A 24,406-nucleotide genomic window follows, 5' to 3' on the forward strand; every position below is an offset into this window, starting at 1 on the left:
GAGGTAATTATGAAAAAAATATTATTACATTTTACATCAATGACTTTGATTGCTGCACCACTAAATATAGTAACTAGTTGTGGTACAAAAAATGACTATAATGGTCTCTTTGGTGATGAAAATGAGAAAAATGACGGAAGATATATAAAGGAATCATCAAAAAAAGTAGTTGACAAGTTTAATGCTGAGTCTTCTAAGTTATTTACTGTCAATTCTAAAGTAGAAGGTGTATCAGAAGCTGGTTTAAAAGCAACTCTTTTGGAGGAATTAAAACAAAAAATTATTCTAGAAGATAATAAGTTTCATTTAGAAATTGTTGAAGATAACTCATTCACTAAGCCTATAATGAAAGGTTATGAAGCAAATGGTACAACAAAAAAAGAAATAAAAATTGAATATGGGAAAGCTAGAGTTAATTTATACTATTTAGATACACTCCTAAAAACAAATTCAATCCAATGATCAACTGGTTATTTTGATATCTATATGAGTATGATAAATCTAATAAATGGTAATAGTTTAGAGACTGTTGGTAATTACAACTCGGCAAAAGTTGATTTAGCTATATTTTCTTTCAATATTGGTGGGTCAGTAACTAAGATAACTCTTGGAACATTGTATAGTTTCATTGAGTTACTCGATAGATTGTCATCATTCGAAATACCATTGGTGGATGAAATTATGAAACCGATAAAAAGCATTTCTAATATGAATTTGAATAATTTAACAGAAGTTGATCCATCTTCTGTGGCCGGTAAAAATAAATATGAGTCTTTCGAAAATGAATTCAAAGATCACTTGAAGCAATTTGTTAAAAAATTAGGCGATCTATTGATATCTTTTGGCCTTCCTGAAGAGATCGAAATACCTAATATAAAAGGGGATAACAAAACTAAAGTAAAAATTAAAGACCTTCTAAATATTAATCTAATAGATACTCTTGGTTTAGATTTATCTTCATTAGGTAATGAAGATATGAAACTAGAAATTGGAAATACTAATGGAAAGAATAATTTAAGTCTTATGAATGTACTAATTAGTGCTGCACCCAATATGTGTGAACTATTGAAATACTTATTTTCAACCGATAATTATAAAAAAAGTCATAATTTTGTATATAACATGATAAGTTATTTTTTTAATGATATGAGTGATGCATTAAAACTTATAAATAAAAAAAATAACGAAGATAATTTGAGTGTATCAAGAGCTAAGACAAATATTGATAGTTTATTATTTAATGCACTGATAGGTTTTAATAAAAATAAAAGGGGTGTTAATGGAAACTGGTACCTTAAACTTGAATTTTGGTATACAGTAGAAGTAGCAGGAAGAAATAGAATGATTAATGATTACTTAGATAATTTATTAAACAAGATTCTTCTTAATCCTACAAATATTGCTTTAAACATCTTTAATTCTATAATTACACCTAAGAAATCAGGCGCTACTAATATTGAAGACTCAATTTTATCACCTAACATGAATGTTAATTTTATTGAAGATGTCGATGCAATAAAATTAATCGATGAATCTGATCTAAGTGATTTCATTAAAGGATTAATTAAGCCATTTGCAGGAACAATTAGAGAAAAAGTCTTGTCAACCGCTAATGAAGCTTTAAACAAAATAATTCCTGAGTTAAAAATGTCCACACTACTAAATAAAAGTTTAAAACAAATATTAGTGTCATTAGGAGTTCCCCAAAATGATTTAGATAACTCTAACGTTGAATTATTAAAAGGGGAGTATTCTTTCTTGTTTTATTCAAAAGAAAATGAAAACTGAGTCCCAACCAATTATGGTCTTTCAACTTCTGATTTCCAGAAATACAATAGTTTTAAACTGAAATTTAGAAATTGTCAATTTAAAGTATCTTACATGATAGATGGAGAAGTATCATACACAACAATGACAAAAGATGATATTACTTTTGATTTAATTTTCTCTGATGAAGATGGAAAAAAATAAAACTTTAAAAACTCTCTTTATAAAGAGAGTTTTTTATTTTAAAATTAAAGAAACTTAAATAACTATGTTCAATTTATGTTGGTTATAAGAATTCATTTAGTATAAAATAATATAATAAGCTATAGCTTCAAACCTAACTTAACACGGAAAATCGACCTAAAATAGTGTATAATAATATTGTTTATAAATAATTAGGAGGAATAAGGCATGGCAGCAACAAAAAAATCGGCATCAAAAAAAACTAATAATTCAGAATCTGTAGAAAGTTTTGGATATATATTTCAACCATTTAGTCCAAAGTCTTTAGCTCTTATTCATAAATATAATTTACAAACTGATGAGAGTTATAAAAAATTAATAACTTCATTTGAAAGAATTGATTCTTTACCTGATGAAGACCCAAGAAAAATAAATTTGGTACAACTATGAGAAGCTGAATTTAACAGACTGTTTAAATTCTTTTGAGAAAATTATACAAGAGGTCAAAAAAAATCTACAGATGGAATTTCTGGTTGAAAAGAACGTCTAGATGTTAAACCACTTGCTACATCTCCTGCTGAAAAAAGAAAAGACTTTATGTCTAGACTTTCTCCAGGAGCAAACAATTCTGGAAGATTAACAAAAGAAGAAATTATGAGTAGAGCTGGTTATCAATCAAAAGTAACTAGTGAACAATTCAATTTTACAGCAACTCCTAAAACTGGTAAAAACTTACATGAAATCGAGAATATTTTAAATGATGTAACTATGCAAGTTGAAGAAGAAGAAAAAATCATCGAGCCCGAAAGCATTTTGGATAATTCATTTAAAAACAATCAAAATGTCGAAGAAAACAAATTTGTTGATGAAGAGACCGAGATAATGACGCAAGAAGCTAAGCCAGATCCGAATTTATTAGCATTTGTTAATGGTAGTTTAGATAATGAAAATAAATCAGAAGAGACAAAAACTGAGTCAAAAGTAACTGAAAATAATGTTAATGGTTATGTTGCTAATGAAAATATGTCAAGAGAAGAGTTCAATATTAGAAATAATATTGAAGCTGTGGAACCAATCAGAGATGAAAATGAAAAAGATCTCTCAGCACTAGAACTTGGAATTGATTTCTTTCAAAACTATTCTGAAATTCAACCAAATTCTATTCATACACTAAAAAAGAAAAATCAGCCTATCGCATATAATGAAAAGGATGAACTTATAAAACCTGATAAAAGAAACATTATCCCAAAAGATGGATTTGAAGTTTTTATTAATACCGAAAGAAATTCTATTGATGGGAAACAAAATTTTGATATCAAAACAGGCGAATCATCAAAACCTTATCATGAAATAAAACCAATTGGTCATTACAACATGAATTATGATTATATGAAAAGACCTTCAATGCAAGAGTTACTTGAGTCAAATAGACGAGAAGGTAAAGCTATTGATGAAATGACTGAAAAAATCGAATATCTTCGTGAACTTCGTAACGAGAGACGTCATAGAATTAATATGATGAAAGTTGAGAGAGCAAACAGTTACATAGTAGCGCGTGCTAGAAGACTTGCTGAGGAACGTGAATTAAGAAGAATCAAAAAACGTGACGAGTTAAACTTAAAAGCAATTGAAAAAGCAGATCGATTAAGAAGGATGCAAGAACGCCAAAAACTTATTGAGTTAATGCGTGAGCGACAAATGAGAAGATCTGAAGAAAAAAGAGTTGCAACTGTCTTAAAACTTGAACGTGATAGAAGAGTAGAAAGAGACGCTAAATATAGATCAGAAATAGCATCTATAGATGCTGAAATAAGACGTGAACAAGAGTTAATTAAAAACACTGAGTTAAAAATGAAAGCTTACTTTACAAGAGTTCACGATGAAAAGTTATTTGATGAATCATTAAAATTAGCTAAAAAAGCTAAAAAACTTTCAAGATTAGATGATGAAGAAGAAAGACTATTACAAATTGAGGAAAGAAAAAGAAGAGAAAAAGTTGAAAGAATTAGCAAAAAATTTAACGAAAATCTTAAATAGAAAAAGATGGGTAAAAGTTTTAAACAAACCCATTTTTTTATAACATACTTATGAAATCAACAAGAATGTAATTATTATTTTATTAGTTTATAATTAGAATAATATTAATCTAAAAATGAAGTATATATTTAAAAGCAACATTTTAAAAAAATCATTTTTAATTTATCTTTACAAAAGAAAGAACTAACCGAGGTATAAAAGTATGATAGTCATTGATAAGAAAAGTAGTCCCAAGGACTTCACATTAATAACAGAAAAAACTAAATTAAGAATCAAAGGTTTGATTGAGAAAAAACTTACTACACAAACCATCGCTTTATTTGCGCAAGAGTATGAGTTATATGAACCTGCAATTAGATCAGAAATTATGGAGTTTATTTTATTCTTAATTTCTAAAGAAGAAGCTGAAATTAAATCTAAAGATACCCAACACTTAGATACAAGAACCAGATTACTCTTAGAAATGAGAAAAATGGAATTCAGTGAAAAAAAATCAAACATCAAAAAAATCCAAGAAGTTCTAATAAAAAAAGAGGTTGACGAAGAACGTAAAAAAGCTGCAAAATTAGCAGCTGAAAAAGCAAAACTTAATAAACCTGAAACACCAAAGATAAATGATAAATTAGAAAAAATGTTGCGAGAAGCTCGTGAACGTGAACTACAACGTGAAAAAGAAGAAAAGTTAGCAAAACAAAAAAAAGAAAAAGAAGCCTTACTTAAAAAAGAAGCTGCAAAAAAACTTGCAGAACAAAAAAGAAAAGAAAATCAGAAAAAAAGAGAAGAGCTTCAAAAGAATAAAACTAATAATTCCAATATAAAAGATAAAAACTCTTCTAACGAACTAAAGACTTTAAATAATGATAATAAAGCTGAATCTGTTGAGAAAAAAACCTCAAGTACTACAACAAAAGCTAAAAATGATAATAAGAAGCCTTTGAGTTACGAAGAAAAGATATTTGCTGCAAAGAATAATCAATTCACTCCAGTGGAAAGAGATTATGAAAAAGAACAAAGAGAAAAAGAGAAGCTGTGAAAAGAACTTTACGGTAATCCAAGAGATCAAAAATCTGGTGATAAGCCAACTACAACTTCTAAAGAAAGTTGAATAAAAGAAATCGATAAAACACCAACAATTGAAGATCTAGTACTTGAAGACTATAGTCTTTATGGCCACAGATACCCAATTGATGAATTAATTAATCCAATAAATAAATACTACATTTTTTGAAATTCAATAAAAAATAAATACCATGTTTCCAATATAACAAGTTGATTGAAAGAAACAACTCCTAAAATGCATAAGAAATTATGAAAAAAACGTAAGAAACTACAAAAAAAGGTAGAAAAAAAAATGGGCGTTCCTAAAAAAGTTGCTCCTAATAAATCAAATAATAAAGTCGAAACTAAAGAAAGTCAAAAACAAGATTAAAATTAAATACACAAAAAAAGCACACAATTGCTTTTTTTATTTTGAAGTACATAAATATATGTATAATTATACTAACTTGGAGGTAATTATGTTTTATACAGCAACAGAAGCAATAAACTTGGCTTATAAAACTATTGGTTATCTTTCAGCAGAGATAGTAGCCTTTAATTACGATAAATCTATAAAAGAACTTATAACACTAGACATTAAAGAGTTTTATCGCTTTATTTATAAAAATAACTTAAATACTGAGGCAGAAGTTTTTAATGCATTTGAAAATTTCAATTGAACTTATAAAAAAGCTTCTAATGATATTTTAATTGCCGACAATATTAAAAGTCTTTTACGAAATTATTATTTAACAAAACCAGCAAAAAACTATTATTTAGATTATAAGTACGTTAATAAAGAATTAAATAAAATTTATAATCAATCTCTTAACAATACATTTATAATTGAAAAAACTAGCATTGATTGAAATAAAACCATTAAACTAATTGAATCTAATTTTTTAATGTGGGTCTATAATAATAATTTCAAACAAGATGAAAATTTGAAAAACAATTTATTAGCGCTCTTAAAAAGCATGAATGAAGATGAAGAAATAAATTATCATAGTAAATATAAAATTTTGATCAAAGAGTTGAATTCAATAAACAAGTTTATGTCAAGTATGGACAATAATAATCTAGAAAAAACAACTTATAACTTAATTAAATACGAAAAGTTTAAAGAAACAATAGCACTAAAAAAATTATTACAAGGCCAACCAATAGATATTTACTTAAAATATGAAAATATCGTGAGTTCCATAGAGTTCCTACCTGACGACGCAAGATATTGAAATTTTGGTGTTACAATTGACATTCTTATCAGAGTGTTTTTTACAACTCTTATTTTTAAGTTTATTAAATCAGAAACAACTTCTATTTGAGGTTCTACATTAGAGATGATTAGATCAAATGGGGGATGGGAAATAGATACTGGAAAGATACCATTAAGAAATATGCTTATTGCAATAACACAAGATCATAAAACAATTAATAAAATGATACCTATGGATGAAAAAAAGTTGGTTCTGAACTTACCCATTTTAATCTATGCTTTATTAGAAGAATACTTTGTCATTCTAAAAAAGAATAACACGGATTCTAAACCACAAATAAAAACTAAATTGGAGCTATTTGAGACTATATTTTATACATATTTCAATAAACTAGCGAAATTGATAATTTACTATCAACAAGAACTGGAAAATAATCTATTAATGAAACCAAAAGAAACTTTATCTGAGGTTGATATGACACTAATATCAAAGCTCCTTACATTTGATGATAAAAATGAAATAATCAAAACACTAAGAGAAATAAACTCGAACTTACACGATTATACTGATGAAGATATTTTACAAGTACTAAATTTTCTTTATAATATAAAAGGTTAATAACTTTCAAACAAAGAAAAGTTAAAAGGAGCATTATGGAATGTTGTAATTGTGATACAAAATATATTCAAAGTTGTAATTGCGTGATTCTATCGGATTTATGTGATATTGAACTATGTTGTTGATGCTGTTTGCATTCTATTATTCAAAACTTTAAGAAAACAACAAATTACGAAGAAAAATTAAACACATATATTAATGATCTAATAAAAAGCAACGAGCATGGAAAATATATTAAAAAGTTATTCAAACAATTATCAAAGGATATGGAAATAAATCAAAAATCTTATAATAAATTATTATCAAAAAACTATTTAAACTCCATCGATAAAAACTTAGGGTCTCTAAATTTAGCGAGAGAAGTTGATAATGATTTTGGATTTAAGATAAGAGCTCAGTTAAATGAATGAGAATATTTAATAGAACTAATTAACTTATATATAGATTTTGGACCAGAAGAAATCAAAAAAGAAATTCACATAGAGTTTCAAAACTGAATATCTTTTTTATTTAAGTTAATTGGTGACATTGCGGTTCTATTTATACGTACAACCGTAGTTGATGAAAATGCAAGTTATATTGCAACTACCAAGGAAAAACTTATTGATATAGAGGAAAACCTTCACAAAACGGAGCTAAACTTAGGTGCTAAAACTATTATATAATCGTATTATTTTGATATAATTAATTTTGTCAATATTATAAAGGAGAATAATAATATGAAATTTAGTGCGAAAAAATCTGCACAAAATGTGCAAGGTATATGAACTGTAACAATTGATGGAGAAGAATGAAAACAGGCAGTTGCTAAAGGTAAAAATAAAGCAGCAGCAAAGATTCAAATACCTGGTTTCAGAGTTGGGAAGGCACCCAAAGAGAAAATTGAACAATATTTAACACCAGTTAAGTACTTAAATGCAGCAGTTCAATCAGTTTTATCAAAGGCTTGAGACTTTGCTAAAGAGCAAAAAACTGACATTCAACCTTTTAATTCACCGGTTCCAACACCAAAAAAAGTATCTGAAACTTCTTGTGAACTTGAATTTGTATTTGATTTAAGACCAGAAATAGAGATTAGTGAATACAAAGGTTTAAAATCAAAAGACCTAGTTAAAGAGAAAATTGAAGTAACAAACGAAGACTTAGAAAAAGCAATCGATCAATACAGAGAAAAATTTGTTATGGAAAAAGAAAGAGGACCAGAAGATAAAATCAAAAAAGGGGACAATGTAAAGTTTGACTTTGAAGGATTTATTGATGGAGTAAGTTTCAAAGGTGGAAAAGGTACTGATTTCCAATTAATAATTGGTTCTGGTAATATGATTCCTGGTTTTGAAGATGCTATGATTGGTAAAAAGTTAGGTAAAACAAAAATAAAAGTAACTTTCCCTGTTGACTACACAAAGGAATTATCTGGTAAAGAAGCGGAATTTGAATTAAATATCAAATCTATCAAAGAAAGAATTCTACCAAATAAAGACGATGAGTTGGCAAAGGATTTAAATCTACCAAATATTAAAACTTACAAAGAGTTAGAAGATAGTATTAAAAAACAAATTTTAGAACAAAAAACTAATATTCAAAAAAATACTTTTGTAAATAAAATCATTGATAAAATCATTGAAAAATCAAACATTCAATTACCAAAGTCAGTAGTTGACAAAGAAATTGATAACTTATTTAAAGAGTTTGAAAGTAAAGTTTTAAGTCAAAAACTTACAATGAAAGACTATAAAAAACAAACAGGTTTAACTGATGCTGACATTAGAGAAGAATTATTTGATGATGCAAAACGTAAAATTTGTAGTTATTTAGTAACTGATAAAGTGCGTAATACCGAAAAATTTGAAGCTACCAAAGAAGAACTAGATGCTAAGTATCAATTGCTAGCAAGTCAATTTAATCTTGAGTTAGATTACATCAAAAATGTTATCTTACCTGAAGAACAAGTTAAAGAAGAAATTATAAGAGAAAAATTAGTTACTTTCTTATATGAAAATAATGGATAAAATACATTTTTTAATGTATTTTTTTTTATTTTTTAGCACTTAAACCTTGCAAGTGCTAAAATTTGTGATAATATAATTTTGTACCGAAATAGGAGGAAGAAAGATGAATAATAGTAAAAAATTACCGTTACTTGTAACACGTGGAAGTTATGTATATCCAACATTTGAACAAGTTTTGGAAATTGGTAGAGATAAAACTACCTTGGCGGTTAAAGAAGCTGTAGCTAATCACGAAGGACTAATCCTAATCGTATCGCAAAAAAAACCACTTGAAGATGATCCTAAAATTGAAGATTTATTCACATTTGGAGTATTAGCGAAGGTTAGCGTTAAAAAAGAATGAAAAGATGGTACTTTAACTGTTAATATTAAAGCAATTTCAAGAACAGAAATTAAATCAATCGAATTAAATGATTATTACACTGCAAAATACGAGGAAAAAGAATTAAACAAAAACGAAGATAAAACTGCATTAGATAAAATAACAAAATATATAAAAGTTATGATTACTTCTCAAGATGAATTTCCTTCTGAAATGGAAGACATACTAAAAGACACTGGTCCACACATAAATCCGAGTTATTTAGTTGATAGTGCAGCACATTTAATGCCTTTCATGCCAATAGAAAAAAAACAAGCTATATTAGAAGAATTGGACCCAGTTAAGAGAATTACAATTATTAATGACTTTTTAGATGAAAAACGTCAATCTGCTGACATCGAGACTTCTATTAGCAAGAAAATAAAATCAAGAGTTGATGAACAACAAAGAGAATTTTATTTAAGAGAAAAATTAAAGGCTATTAAAGACGAATTAGGAGATATGGATGGTGAAGGAGATGATATGAAAAAATATCGCTCACGCCTTGATAATGAACCATTTCCTGAAAACATTAAAAAAAGAATTTTACAAGAAATTGATCGTTATGAGGGACTTCCCGCAGCTTCTAGTGAAGCTAACATAATTAGGTCATATATTGATTGAATGATGCAAACTCCATGATGAGAAAAATCAGAAGAAAAAACTGATTTGAAGTTTGCAAGAGACATACTTGATAAATACCACTACGGTTTAGAAAAAGTAAAAGAAAGAATTATCGAATATCTTGCTGTTAAACAAAATACAAATAAAGTTAAAGGACAAATCATTACTCTAGTTGGACCTCCGGGTGTTGGTAAAACAAGTTTAGCAAAATCAATTGCTGAATCAATGGGTAGAGGTTTTGTAAAAATTGCTTTAGGTGGTATTAAAGACGAATCAGAAATAAGAGGACACAGAAAAACTTATATAGGTGCTATGCCAGGTAGAATCATTCAAGGTATGAAAAAAGCAGGAGTTAAAAACCCAGTTTTCTTACTAGATGAAATTGATAAAATGGCTAGTGATTATAGAGGTGACCCTGCTTCTGCAATGTTAGAAGTTTTAGACCCTGAACAAAACTCAAAATTCTCTGATCACTATTTAGAAGAAGAATATGATTTAAGTGATGTTGTATTTATTGCAACAGCAAACTATCCTGATAATATTCCTGAAGCTCTTTACGATAGAATGGAAATTATTGAGTTATCTAGTTACACAGAAATAGAAAAATTAAAAATAGCAGATGAATATTTGGTACCTAAAGTATTAGATGATCATGCTGTTACAAAAGAGCAATTAAACTTTACTAAGGAAAGTTTAAGTGAAATAATCAAGCATTATACTCGTGAAGCAGGAGTACGTCAATTGGAAAGATGAATTGCTTCTATTACAAGAAAATTTGTAGTAAAAATGCTAAATAAAGAACTAGAAAAACTTGAAGTAACTCCTCAAGTAGTTAACGAGCTATTGAAAAAACGAATATTTGAGCACACTGAAAAAGAAAAACAACCACAAGTTGGTGTAGTAACTGGTTTAGCTTATACTCAATTCGGGGGAGATATTCTTCCAATTGAAGTAAATCATTTCCCTGGTAAAGGTGGATTAATTTTAACTGGTAAATTAGGTGATGTTATGAAGGAATCTGCAACAATTGCTTATGACTTTGTAAAGGCAAATTATAAAGCCTTTGATATCCCTAAAGAAGTTTTCACAGAAAACGATATCCATATCCACGTTCCAGAAGGAGCTGTTCCAAAAGATGGACCAAGTGCTGGTATTACAATAACATCAGCAATTGTGTCAGCCTTAACAAATAAACCGGTTCCAAAAGATATTGGTATGACTGGTGAAATAACTCTAAGAGGATTAGTTTTCCCAATTGGAGGATTAAGAGAAAAATCAATTTCTGCTCATAGAAGTGGTTTGAAAAAAATATTGATACCATTTAAAAACACTAAGGATATAGATGATATTCCAGAGGAAGTTAGAAATGAATTAGAAATTGTTCCTGTTGAAAAATATGAGCAAGTTTATGAACACGTTTTTGGTGTAAAAGCAAAAGAGTTCACAACTGAATTACCAATTGCAACAATTTCAAACAAACCAGATGAAGCATCACATTAATTAGAAAAACCAAGAAATTGGTTTTTTTATTTTGGTATGATACATATAGTGTATGGAGGTAAATATGGTTAAGTCGCTTAGTTTCTTGTTGAGACCAAATTCTTTGGATAATATAGTTGGTCAGACACATTTATTAAATAAAAAAAACGGAATAATTTATAAAATGAAAGAAAAAAATTTTATAACTAACATCATTTTTTATGGACCACCAGGTATCGGAAAAACCTCTATGGCTATCTCATTAGCTAATGACTTGAACTTAGAATATATTTGTTTTAATGCTGCTAATGACAAAAAAGATAAACTTTTAAAAATTGTGGAACATTCAAAAAACAAAAAAATAGTTTTATTAATTGATGAAATACATAGAATGAATCGTAACATCCAAGATTTTTTATTAGAGTTTATTGAGTCGCGTGAGATTACTGTATTTTTAACAACGACCGAAAATCCCTTTTTTGTCATCAATCCAGCTATTCGAAGCAGATGTACTATAATGAAATTAAATAATATCACTTTGGAAGAAATGCAAGAAGGCTTAGTAAAGATATTAAAGAACAACCATATAGACTTGCAATTTGAAAAAGATGCATTTGAACATTTGTGTAATTATGCAAATGGCGATTTAAGAGTCGCAATTAATGCAATAGAAATCATTTTTAATTTATACAAAGATCAAAAAATAGATGTTGAAATTATAAATGCAATATTTAATAAGTCTTACATTAGAGGTAGTGGTGTTGGTGATGAATTCCACGATTTAAAGAGTGCGCTACAAAAATCAATAAGAGGAAGTGATGTTAATGCCGCACTACATTATTGATCTAGACTTATGGAATTAGGTGACTACGAAACCCTGATGAGAAGAATGATAATTATTGCCTATGAAGATGTTGGTTTGGCAAATCCAGCTATAGCTACTAGGGTTTACCAAGCATGTGAGGTTTTTAGAAAAGTTGGTATGCCAGAAGGAAGATTAGTTTTGGGAATGGCTATTATTGAAATGGCTTTAAGTGAAAAGTCTAACTCATCGTATTTAGCCATTAATGAAGCACTAGATGATGTAGCTAAAGGTAATACACCACCAATTCCTAATTTTTTAAGAGATACTAGTTATAAAAACGCAAAAGAACTAGGTTATGGTTTAGGGTATAAATATCCTCATAATTTTGAAAATGATTGAGTAGAACAACAATATCTTCCTAATGAAATAAAAAACCGTGAGTATTTTAAATTCAAACCACACTCAGCTTATGAGAAAAAATTAAAAGAAATTTATTATAAATTTACTAATAAAAAATAATAAAATAAGTAAAGGAGGCATTTAAGATGAAAACCAGTTTAGAAATAGTAGAAGATTTAGCCAAGAATGGTTATAATTGAATGCCAAATTACAAGAACATACTAGAAAAAGTTTGAAGTAATATGGAAACGTACTTCAACGAAAATGAAGAAGTACTTTCTGCTCTTTGAGCAAGCTTTAAAAGATATGATGATGATATGTTAGGAGTTGTTTTTATAACCACAAAAAGAACTTTTACATTGGAAGTTCTTGATAATGATAGTAACACACAAATAAGGTATTTGCCTTTTGATTCATATCGACTGGAAAAAATTCAACTACAACTAGCAAAGACTCCAAAAGGACTTAATTACGTTTCATTACAAAGCGATAGTTTTGGTAATGGAATAACTTTTGCAACACCTAACAAAGATGTTGCCAAACACTTTATTGACACCTTGAGAGGTTCCACAAATGGAGTGATAGAAATATTACCTGAATCTGATGATCCATTATTGGCTAATAATGAAAAAGAACAAGTGATTGACGAAGATTTAGAAAAGGCAAAAGAAATAGTTCCACATAAATATGAAAAAAAACACGAAGAGTTAAAACCTATAGAAGAAAACCCAAATTGAAGAAAAGCACCTCCATTGAATTCACAAAAAGAGATAGAAATAAAAATTGTTCCTCCAAAAAAAGAAAAGAAACCAAAAATTAGAAAAGAAGGATATGCATCTAAGTGGAAATCAAAACTATGAGTATGTTGATTTTTATTACCCGTTGGATTAATTTCAATAATTATATCAATGATGATTCTCATTTAAAAAAACTTGTACTTTTGTACAAGTTTTTAATTTATTTTTAAAATTGATTCTAGTTCCCAAGCTTCCATATAATTCATTTGTTTAATTTTAACTGCATATTTGGTTACCTTTTTTGTTATTGGATCGGTATATATAATATTGTAATTGATCTTTGCATCACTATTATTTTCAAATCCATCATGTTCTATTTCATCGATTATGAAGTTGTTTTCACTTAAATATGGTTTAAAATTGTCGTTAATATAAATTCGTTTATTCTCTTGCATTAACTTTAATGAATCAATAGCATCGTTCACGATTTTTTTCACATTTTCATCTGCAAAAATCTTTTCTGCTCCACCCAAAATAGAGTTTCCTTCAAATGTATTATTTTCTTGCCTATAACCTAAAAGGTACATTGCAGCTTTAGTTCCTTTTAAATCACCATCAGGACTTTTATATATTAGTCCTTTATATTGAGTTGTGTACATCGCTGCTTCTAAAGAAGATAGGCCAGTTTTAAAAATCTTATCATTCTCTTTTAATTCGATATTTTTTTCTGTAAGCAATTTGCAAATACTTTCAATTCCTTCTTTGATTTTATCTGTACTTTTTTGAATTGTTTCTTTATTTAGTGCATATGTAGAAAATTCTTCATACAATTTTTTAAGGTAATCAGATATAGTCATGCCATCCATTATGTTAGCGTTAAATAAATTGCTTAGATTAAAGTTTTTATTATTTATTTCTAAATTTAATAACTCTTTGAATAATGTCGAATCTTCGTCATAAAGAGCACTAAAAGGTTGAACCATTTTCTCATTATTTTGACTATAATCCAAATTTATAGAAGATGATAATGATTTTATAAGCGAGAATAAACCACTAGTATTAGTATTCTGAGTAATATTATCAACCACTTGGGTTATAAGATAACCTGGATTTAAACTTTTTAATTTTTCTGCTAGATTTGGATCAAGTAAACTACCAACTAACCCATTTCCTAGACCAGTTATTAATATACCTAATGGTGATTGAACGCCCTGTTTTTTACCTTTTATTTTTACTAGTAAATTATAAATACTATTAAAATCTCATTTTTTACCTTTTATCTCTATATCACTACCACCTGAGTAAATAATTAAATTTAATAGTTTTTGCATGTTAATTCCATTTGGGTTATCAATGTTACTTGTTGCGATTGCTAAGTTTTTAACCACTTTATTAAATGAAAAACTCTCAAAAGGTTTATTTCGTAAGTTTTCTAGATAAACGCTATTACTTTCATTTGTAGCATATAAATGTTTTGAATCAGTTGGAGTGTAATCTTCAAAATCAATAGAACCAATTATTTGTAAAAACCCACCGATTATGAAAAATAAGTCATCGATATGAGAAATAATATTTAGAAATTTTACACTGTTTATATTTTTAATTAACTCTAAAGCTGAATCGCTTATATTATTTAGAAAATCATTATCACCTACAATATTTTTATATTTATTTGACTCTATTTTTCCTTTACCTGTTAAATCAACAAGTATGTTGTTTATTCTTATTACTATTGAGTTTTGTATGTCTTTATTTGTTAATTTTTCTCTTTGTGGAAAATCATTGAACATTTCGTTATTTATGTAGTTTTCAAACTCTCTGAAATTTCTAAATATTTTGAATAATCCTGTTATTACACTTAAAATAATATTCCCAATCTCTTTATTTTCGATTGCTTTTAAAAATGGTACATTCAAAAAGTTATCCATTATTCCTTTTAATAGCCCAGATTTAGATAAAAAGGTAATTGCTTTAGCAAGTGAACCTGCATTCTTACTTATGTTAGTCAAAATATCATCAGGAATAGGGAGATTAACATTGCCATCTTTCACTATAAGATTAGCTAAAATTGGAAGGGCTCCTTCTAAAAAACCAGCTAAGCGAGTATTTATACCACCACTAGACTTAATAGCGGTTAGGAAAATTAACCCATAATCAATAACTTTATCTATGGATGTATTAGCATTCTTACCTCCAAGTGTTAAATTTGAGTTTTCTCCCAATTTTTTTATGCTATCTGTGTTAAATGAACTTTTGAAATAAGATTTACTTAATGACTCCATAGTTGTTTGTTTTGTTTCACCAAAAGCAGTATTCATATCTTTTGCTTTACTAGGTAGAAGAATACTTTGTAAATAGTCGTTGTCTAATCCAGAAGAATCATTAACTACAGCACTTCGTAGAAGTGTACTAGAAACATTAACAAGATTTGTTATTTTGTTGGCAATATATTGTTTTTCATAATTAACTAATGTACACCCTGTAACTGAAACCGTTGATGTTCCAATTGATATACATGACAATATAATAAGTAATTTTTTCATTTCAACCTCTTTTAAAGCAATTTTAATATTTATATTATAATATTTTTATTTAATATAAAACTTTAATAATTTAAAAATGTATTTATAATAATCATATGTAAATACTAAAAAATATAAGGGGAATATATGTTTAAGAAAAGAAAATCTACACTAGCATTATATTTAAAACAAGGTTTCAAAGGAATATTTAAATTTAGAATACAATTTTTAATAATAATAATTTTAGGATTTATATCAACTTTTGTTTTAACTATTTCACTTTCTCTATCACAGAGATTAACAAATGAGTATGACAAAGTTATGGAAAAAATGGATCGTTTTGATTATATTTCTAGTAAAGATGTCGGTGTTAAGGCCAATGGTAAAAAAGATGCGAAATTTGTACCAATGATGGACTTCATTAATTTTCAATCATTAACAAAAACTTTTGGTGATGGTAGTTCATATAATAGTCTTGATTCTGGAATTAATTACAATTTCAATATAAGTAATTTTGACTTCAGTATGTATCAAGACGATGAGAATTTTAAAAGTCTAACCAATGATTATAAATCAACTTATAGAGAAACTTTTTTAACAAAAGGTTTTTCTGATAATTGAGAACTTAAAAAATATTATTTTGAAATGGTTAAATCAAAAGATTTTTTAGAGAGTTTTTTTGATTATAAATATGATGGTTTGAATGGTAATGCAATATACCCACCAAATCAAGATGGTTGAACTAATCATATAGATGGTAGTTGAATGTACCGTGAATTTGATAACAAACCAGAACCAATAAAAAATTATTTTATGAATTCTTCAGAAGAACTTAAAAGATTGTTATTAAATGATCTATTTAAATATGATGGCGAAGATGGTATTGGTAGTGATAAAAAAACCGCACCATATTTGATAAACTCTCCATTTTTCCAATTAAAGCAAAAATCTTTAATCAAGTTTGAAGACTTTTCTGTAAAGGGTTACAATGAAGAAAATTTGAATCCCTATGACATTTATCTATATACTTCTTTAAAAACTGTTTTAAGTCAAATATTTTATATGTCTTGTGATTATATAAAATATTATGTTAACCAAGCAATTTCAACTGCTGAAAACAATACTTTAGAAAGTGTCAAAGATAATTTTGATCAAAATTATAAAGAAGCTGGTTTTGGGTGAAATGACAATAACGATACCATTGCGAATGTGCTTTTTGCATTCATATTTGGTAGAGTTTTTAATGTAGAAAAAAGCAAAAATATCACAAAAATTAATAAAATGGTAGTTAATATAGATAACAAACCATGAATACAAACTTTAAATCTAAATGAGTCGGCTGTTTTAAATTACAAGGGTTTAGTGTTACAAGAGGCAAAAGATCTTTATGAATTTGGTGCGAGAGGTTCGCTAAATCAATTTTTAGTTCAATTAGATTCAAAAGATAGAGTTGCTGGAAGTGTTGGAACAACAAATCAATCTATAATACTTAAAAATGAAAGCCCAAATGAAACTTTAAATGAGGTATTGTCATATGATACAAGTTTTAATAGTTTTACAGATAGAAATATCATTACAAGAAGTAAAGTAAGCACACCAAAACTTTATTACTTGCGTAATCAATTGATTGGGCAAGCTAGTGATTTAAATATTGAAGAAAGAGCTGAGTTTCTTTTTCAAGATAATTTAACTGAAATAAGATATCGTATGGTAGTTTTGGATCCTCTTTGAAGTGAACGATTAACAATTTACCAAGGAAGAAAACCAAGAGATAAAAATGAAGTTATTATAAATAGTCAATTTGCAAAAGCACAACACATAAAATTAGGACAAAATCTAACTATTGGTGGTGGTGAATTTATTGTAAGTGGTTTAGCATCAGATCCTCTTAGTTATTTTCCAATTAGCGATACTCTAGAAGCGATACCTAATAGTGCTAAAACAGCGATTGTTTATGGAAATGATGCGACTTTTGAAAGTGTTATTTCAAAAGATTTTCAAAAACAAATTACTAAAACTTTGTACACCTTAGTAACAAACAAATCAAACGAAAAAAATTTGGATAAAAACATGTCTAGATTCGTAGCTAGCAAATTCAATAACCCATCTGAAATCGTTAGAAGTTTATCAACTTTAAACAAATTGAGCAACGATGAGGATGTAAAATTCAATAGCTCTGAAAGCAGTGAGGAATTCACTAAATTTTCAAGTTCACCATTTGCCTATAATTGAGAACTAACTCCAAAAGTTGTCGAAATATTCAAGTTATGTTCCATAATTTTAAGCAGTGTTGTTATTTTAATTGCCTTAGTTGCAACTGGTATTACAGTTAAAAAGACTATTGAAATGAATTCAAGTGAAATAGGAATTTTAAAATCATTAGGTGCAAAAGCTAGTGAAATTTCATTATCATATGTTTGATATGGGATCTTTATAATGATTTTTGTTATACCAGTAGCTTGATTAACTGCTGCATTTACCCAAGAAACCATTGCCCGATTCTTTTTAAGTTATATGGGTGGTGTATATTGACAAGTTATTTTTAATTGACAATCATTCTTGATTGCATTTCTATTGTTTGGATTGTTGGTTGGATTAGTGTCATACCTAGTAGCTTACATTTTAACTAGAAAACCAGCCCTTACAATTATGGATAAAAAAGACGTTGTCAAACGTATAAAATTTCTTGATAATCTTAAATTTAAACTTACAAAAAGAACTAAGTTCACAACAAGATTTAGTATTGAGTTAGCTGCTTCTGGATTTTCAAAAACCTTATTGACAGGCGCAATGGTGTTTCTATCAGCGTTTATAGTTTCTGGTTGTTTAACACTTCTTGGTGTCGTTGATGTTGCACTAAGCAATTATTACAAAAATGTAAAATACGCGAATAATATTCAAAATGTTGAGTCAGTTGGTAATGCACCGATGTCAAAAACATCTTTATCTGCTTGGCAGGGAGTGGAAGAATATGATAAATATTTATATGATTCAAAAGGTATTTTTGGAGATGAAGTAAAATCTATTTCAGAAGCACCATCAAATTTAGGTGGAGTTTCAGATACTTCCGTATTACCACATTTAACCCTAAATGTTAAGGATGGTAAATTAGAATCTGAATGACTTTATCAAACTTTATCAAACTCAATCAATAACAACCAAAATGAAGACAATAACAGCCTAGTATCAATTATTGGTAGCATATTTGGTAATAATATCAATCAACTTTTAGGAAAAGGTATATCTCTTGGAGAAATACAAAAAACATTAGATTGAATTATTCACTCTAATGAATTCAAAAGTGATGAATTTATGGCGAGAAAAGAAAAGGTAAAAACTGCATCAGATTTATTGTCTAGTACATTTCCACCAATAATTGCTCAACTTATGAATACTAGTGCAAAAGGAGAAGGTACTTGAAAAGAGCAAATTCTAGATGTTATTGTTTCTCAAACACCTTCATACATTAAAAACTTCTTTAACAAGTCAGAAAACAGACAAAATCAATTCGAATTTGGTTGAACAATTAACAATTATATTCCAACTGTAGATAATCTATATACAAAAATTAATGCTGAGACTAATAATAATAAATTGTCTATTATTGGTCTTCAATCAACACAAAATGCATACAACTTTTCTAATATTAAAAATAATATATTTTTAAGTGAGTATAAAGCAAGAAAATTGCAAGATGTCATCTATGGCAAAGAAAATCAAGATATTTATATTGATAATTTTAAAGTTTACGATAAAGATAACGGGGAATTAACAATCCCAACTATTACAAATGGTCAAGCAAAATTAATTTATCCTTTCAAAGATGATTTATTAGATAAATTAACTTTCAATGCAGATCGTTTAGTATTGTCTGAAGATCAAACCAATATACCTAATGAAGCTTGAATGTATGATGATAGAGATTATCAAAAATTCTTAAATCATGACCTAAAAGATGATAAAGGTTGACTCAGAGCTAGTGCTCTTTCAGCTAATAAGATGACTTATGCACCTATTTTCAATTACAATAATGGTACTAAAAAAGGGTTCGAAAAATATGATGATGTTATTCCTAACTCTTTGGTTAAAGATTCTTATGGATTCTTTAATTTACAAAGTGAATATGACGAAAATGAACATGAAACTCTTAAAGCTGAAATAAGACCTTATTATCAATATGACAATATAACATTATTCATACCTAAATCAAAAGCAACTAGATTTGAAGCTATTAAAAATTTAGGAAATAAAGATACTTCTGAATGGTTTGGTTATATCAATAGAGATAATGTTCCAAAAGACACAGTTAAACAATGGGAAAATATCGATCCTGCAACAAAAAGCAATGATTATGTTTGAATAAGACCATACTCTTTGTATTACGATGTAAGGGGTAAATATGAGAAACCAAAAGCAAACCTTACAGGTATCGAATTATCACAATTAACAGATTCTTACAAAAACTTTTTGTGACAATCATTTAAATCTCAAAATAATCCATTTGCCATCGCAAACAAAACTATGGATTGAAACAAAATATCTGGCGGTAATATAAAAAAAATTAATCTTAAATCAGTTGGAGACCTTAAAGTGTATGGTAATAACTTAATCATCGCTGATCAAAATATCGTTAACTTAGTACATGGATATTCTATTGACAAGTACTTGCCATTCAATTATCAATATGAGGATAAAAACTCACAAAATACTGGTAGTTACACAGAAAATGGAGTAAAAGTTAATACATATGACTATGTTAATCCTAATAATCTTATAAATAATGAGAGTTCAAACAATTTAATATATGGAACAAACGATAAACAAAGAAGCATAAGACCGAATCTTTGATACAATGGAGTTTATTCTAATGCAAAAGAACCTTATTTCTTAACAACTCAAGCATCTTTCTCAAGAAATCCAAAAATTGGTGAAGATACTATAAACGGTGATAGCACTTATAAACTATGGGTTGAAACGACAGATACCGAGTTCTTATCACAACAACAAGCACTTATTGACCAAATATCTAAACTGATTATTTCAATAGGTACCTTATTTATATCTATGATAATTATTATTTCTTCGTTAGCAACAACATTGATTGCTGATCTTTATGTAAACCAATACAAAAAGTTCATGATCATAATGAAATCACTTGGATACTCTAACTGAAAAATAATTAAATACTCATTTGGATTTGTAAGTTTATTCTCTATGATTACTTATGTAACGGGTGTTTTAACAAGTTATTTAGTTATATTCGGAATAACAACATATATAAATAATAATTTCATTGCAATTCCATTTGGTTACACTTGGTGGGCACCGTTTGTCTCAACAATATTAGTCGTTGGTATGTTTATTTTATCAACAATTATAACAACCAGAAAGATTCGTAAGGAACCTCCAAGTTCATTAATGACAGGATAAAACAATTAATATAAAAAATATTTCAAAAACTACTTATTAAGTAGTTTTTTCTATGAAAATTATATGGTTTTAATAAAGTTGTGATAATATAACTTTTAAGGTGATTAGTGTGAAAAAGTATAATCTAAATTTAACATTGAAATTTATACTCCTTTTAGGAAGTATTTTTAATATTTTAGTTATTTTACTTTTAAGTGATCTTCCTTATATTTTTGCGATTTATATTTTTGCAATTGGCTTCATTTGATTTATTCAAATTATGTTTTGAATATTAATTTTTAAAAGATTCAAGCTACTAAAGGTTTACAAAAACACATTTATAGAATATAAAAAATCTTTGAACGAAGTCATCTTGTTGTTGTTAAACCTATTGCTATGATTTACATTATTCTTTATGAATATCAAAGACTCTTATAATAATTACAGTAAGGTCTTGATTAATAGGTTACCAGTAAATATCTCTTTGTTGGTCTATTTTTTGATTAGAATTAAATTATATGAATATTACAAAAACTTTGAATTGAAAGAAATTTGAACTTATGAATTTAATTTTGCAATTGAAAAGAATTTTAAAGACTATAAAAATGAAAACCATAGTCATTTTTTAAGTACATACATTCATTTTTTGTTACTGAAAGAAATTTTTATTCTGCGTTTCAATATTTTTAAAGGTAATAACATCTACAAATATTTTTTTACTAGCATAACCAAATTAAATAACGTCTCTAGGGGTGACAAATTTAAACCTTCATATATTAATTAACAAGAAAAAAATATTTCGAAGGAGGTTTAATATGCTTAATAAAGCAATCGAAGTAAAAAACTTAAATAAAAAATTTAAATCAGGCTATGGTATATTTGATATTAGTTTCAAAGTTGAATATGGAAAAGTTTTTGGTTATTTAGGACCTAACGGTGCTGGTAAATCCACTACAATAAGAAGCTTGATGGGATTTATAAAAGCGGATAGTGGGAGCTCAAATATAATATATAAAAATAAAAATAAAAATGAAGAATTAATTAATGATATTGTTTCATACGATTCTTGAGTTGATTCAAACAAAGTACAAAGAAATCTAGGTTATGTTCCCGGAGAAATATCATTCCCAATTCATATGACAGGAATTGATTTGTTAAAACAAATATTTAGATTAAGAAACATGTCAAATTGAAATGATGTTAGAAAACTTATTGACTATTGAGAGTTTAATCCCAATATGAAAATCAAAAAAATGTCTAAGGGAATGAAACAAAAAGTAGCATTAGTTATTGCATGAATGCATAATCCAGAGATAATTGTTTTGGATGAACCAACAACCGGACTTGATCCTTTAATGCAAGACAAGTTCGTTAAGTTAGTTCAAAAATCCAAAGAAGAAGGTAAAGCTATCATTTTATCTTCACATATTTTCTCAGAAATAGAAAAGACATGTGATTATGTTGCAATAATAAAAAGAGGAAAAATAGTTTCTACTGTTGATGTCAAAGATATTCAATATAATGAAGAAAAGACTTATGAAATAAAATTCAAAAATGAAGTAGATAAACAAAAAATAATCTCTCATAAATGAAAAGTAAAAAGTTTTGAAAATAATATAATGTTTGTTGTCGTAGAAAATAAGGATATCAATGATTTTATCCAAACTATTTCACATAATGATATTGAGTTTATCAAAGAGCATCCTTTAGATCTAGAACAATATTTTATGAAATATTACCAAAATGAAATTGAAAAGGACGTTATTGAGAAATTAGATAATATAGAACTAAAGTCGGGTGCCAAAAAATCATTTGTTTCATTCGAACTTATAAAAGATACTTCAAGAAAATCATTTTGGCTATGATTCTTTATGACTATAATACCAACTATAATGTCTATTGTTGTGTTTTCGGTTATGTTTAACAATCAGTCGGTTTTAGATAAGGTTGCAAGCGGGGTTAGTTGAGAAATTATTATAAATGGGGCAATTACATCTTTGATTACAAGCACAACAGGAATTGCGTATTTGTTGATTTTAGTATATCTTCTTGTAACTGGTAATTCCTTAGTAGCAGGTGAAGTTGAAAAAGGAACAATGGTAAATTTACTTACAACTAACCAATCTAGAAAAAGTGTTCTATTAACAAAAATGTTAACTTACATATCATTTTTAGTTCTAAGTATATTTATTCTGTTCATAAATTCTATTAGTACAATTGGAATTTTAGGAAAAGGGTCAGAAATTAATTTCGGATTAATAGGGATGTATTTCATTGGTTTATTTCTAATAATTTTATTGATGTCTTCAATCAGCTTTCTTTCAAGTTGTTATTTTAATAAATCGGCTTACTCTTTAGCAACAGCTGGAGGAATAGCTATTATATTTTATGTATTATATTTCGTAAGTAAAATTAATGAATCAGTAGAATTTTTAAAATACTTCTCATTGAATACTCTATTTACAATTGATTACACTGAAGTTGGTCAAGTTGGAAAGTATCTTGGACAATATTTATCTATGTTTATCCTTTCAATCGGTTTATATACTACTTCTTACTTCGTGTTCACTAAAAAAGACTTACCATTATAATATGGTTATCAAATATTTAGTTAAAAGTTATTTGTAATTACCACAAATAACTTTTTTCTTTTTTTACAATAAATATTTATTCATTATATATATTTTATATTAGTTAATTTTTATCAAGTTTTAACTATTTGTAAGTTAATTTAATCGATGTAATGTAACAAATTTCTAATATTATAAAATATGCAACAAGTTTAGAAATATTAATAGATTATATTTAAGACTTAAAATTTAAATATAAATATTTTTTAAACAAAATGTCAATTTTCCACTTAACGCAATGTTTAAATAATTTAATTAATTTTTGGTTCCTCTAATTGTTAACAATTTACATCAAATTATTTCAATCAATGTTATGGCTAGGTAATAAATAACCATGTGTAAATTGGGAAAAAATTAATTTACACTAAAAATAGGTAAATATGATTTATCGATTATACAAAATGTTTTTATAATTGGCATAATATGTTTATAAGTTACTAAACGGTTATTTTTATAATTTAAGATAAATGTATAATTATAAAATAAATATCATTTCAATTTTGTTTATCGTCAAAATCTTATCGTCATAACCACACAATACTTACTTTATATATTATGTTATAATTACCTT

12 protein-coding genes are annotated in these 24,406 nt (G+C 27.3%); 11 read left to right on the forward strand and 1 reads right to left on the reverse strand.

The window, feature by feature from the left end; all coding sequences use genetic code 4:
* The first annotated feature begins 9 nt into the window (after positions 1-9).
* From AAHM92_RS01835 to AAHM92_RS01875, 9 genes are all read left to right on the forward strand, one after another.
* Positions 10-1,971 carry a hypothetical protein gene (locus tag AAHM92_RS01835; protein WP_500222862.1) on the forward strand — a complete coding sequence of 654 codons (1,962 nt, stop codon included), beginning with the start codon at positions 10-12 and terminating at the stop codon, positions 1,969-1,971.
* Between the two features lie 207 nt (positions 1,972-2,178).
* A complete protein-coding gene (locus AAHM92_RS01840; protein WP_500222864.1) occupies positions 2,179-3,987 on the forward strand; it encodes a hypothetical protein in 1,809 nt (602 codons plus the stop codon).
* Between the two features lie 202 nt (positions 3,988-4,189).
* The gene (locus AAHM92_RS01845; RefSeq protein WP_500222865.1) at positions 4,190-5,416 is read left to right on the forward strand and encodes a hypothetical protein; all 1,227 of its coding nucleotides are present in this window, start codon (positions 4,190-4,192) and stop codon (positions 5,414-5,416) included.
* An 88-nt stretch (positions 5,417-5,504) separates the two neighbouring features.
* Positions 5,505-6,860: a hypothetical protein gene (locus tag AAHM92_RS01850; RefSeq protein ID WP_500222867.1), complete on the forward strand. Its 1,356-nt coding sequence runs from the start codon at positions 5,505-5,507 to the stop codon at positions 6,858-6,860.
* 131 nt (positions 6,861-6,991) lie between these two features.
* Complete coding sequence (locus AAHM92_RS01855; RefSeq protein WP_041612578.1) at positions 6,992-7,525, forward strand: hypothetical protein; 534 nt, start codon at positions 6,992-6,994, stop codon at positions 7,523-7,525.
* Positions 7,526-7,579: 54 nt separating this feature from the next.
* On the forward strand, positions 7,580-8,869 hold the full coding sequence (gene tig, locus AAHM92_RS01860; RefSeq protein WP_500222869.1) for a trigger factor: 1,290 nt from the start codon (positions 7,580-7,582) through the stop codon (positions 8,867-8,869).
* Positions 8,870-8,972: 103 nt separating this feature from the next.
* On the forward strand, positions 8,973-11,354 hold the full coding sequence (lon, locus tag AAHM92_RS01865) for an endopeptidase La (protein WP_500222871.1): 2,382 nt from the start codon (positions 8,973-8,975) through the stop codon (positions 11,352-11,354).
* Positions 11,355-11,418: 64 nt separating this feature from the next.
* A complete protein-coding gene (locus tag AAHM92_RS01870) occupies positions 11,419-12,657 on the forward strand; it encodes a replication-associated recombination protein A (RefSeq protein WP_500222873.1) in 1,239 nt (412 codons plus the stop codon).
* Between the two features lie 26 nt (positions 12,658-12,683).
* Complete coding sequence (locus AAHM92_RS01875) at positions 12,684-13,463, forward strand: hypothetical protein (RefSeq protein WP_500222875.1); 780 nt, start codon at positions 12,684-12,686, stop codon at positions 13,461-13,463.
* Between the two features lie 26 nt (positions 13,464-13,489).
* Here AAHM92_RS01875 and AAHM92_RS01880 read toward each other — a convergent pair whose 3' ends face one another.
* Positions 13,490-15,817 carry a hypothetical protein gene (locus tag AAHM92_RS01880; RefSeq protein ID WP_500222877.1) on the reverse strand — a complete coding sequence of 776 codons (2,328 nt, stop codon included), beginning with the start codon at positions 15,815-15,817 and terminating at the stop codon, positions 13,490-13,492.
* A 126-nt stretch (positions 15,818-15,943) separates the two neighbouring features.
* Here AAHM92_RS01880 and AAHM92_RS01885 point away from each other — a divergent pair, with 126 nt between their 5' ends.
* Together AAHM92_RS01885 and AAHM92_RS01890 are read left to right on the forward strand one after the other, a co-directional pair.
* Positions 15,944-21,226, forward strand: coding sequence for an ABC transporter permease (locus AAHM92_RS01885; RefSeq protein ID WP_500222879.1), 5,283 nt, complete (start codon positions 15,944-15,946; stop codon positions 21,224-21,226).
* Positions 21,227-22,020: 794 nt separating this feature from the next.
* Positions 22,021-23,796, forward strand: a complete 1,776-nt coding sequence (locus tag AAHM92_RS01890; protein ID WP_500222880.1) for an ATP-binding cassette domain-containing protein — start codon at positions 22,021-22,023, stop codon at positions 23,794-23,796.
* Positions 23,797-24,406 lie beyond the last annotated feature (610 nt).

The sequence above is a fragment of the Spiroplasma endosymbiont of Melanargia galathea genome (assembly GCF_964031075.1).
GTDB classification, from domain to species: domain Bacteria; phylum Bacillota_I; class Bacilli_A; order Mycoplasmatales; family Mycoplasmataceae; genus Spiroplasma_A; species Spiroplasma_A apis.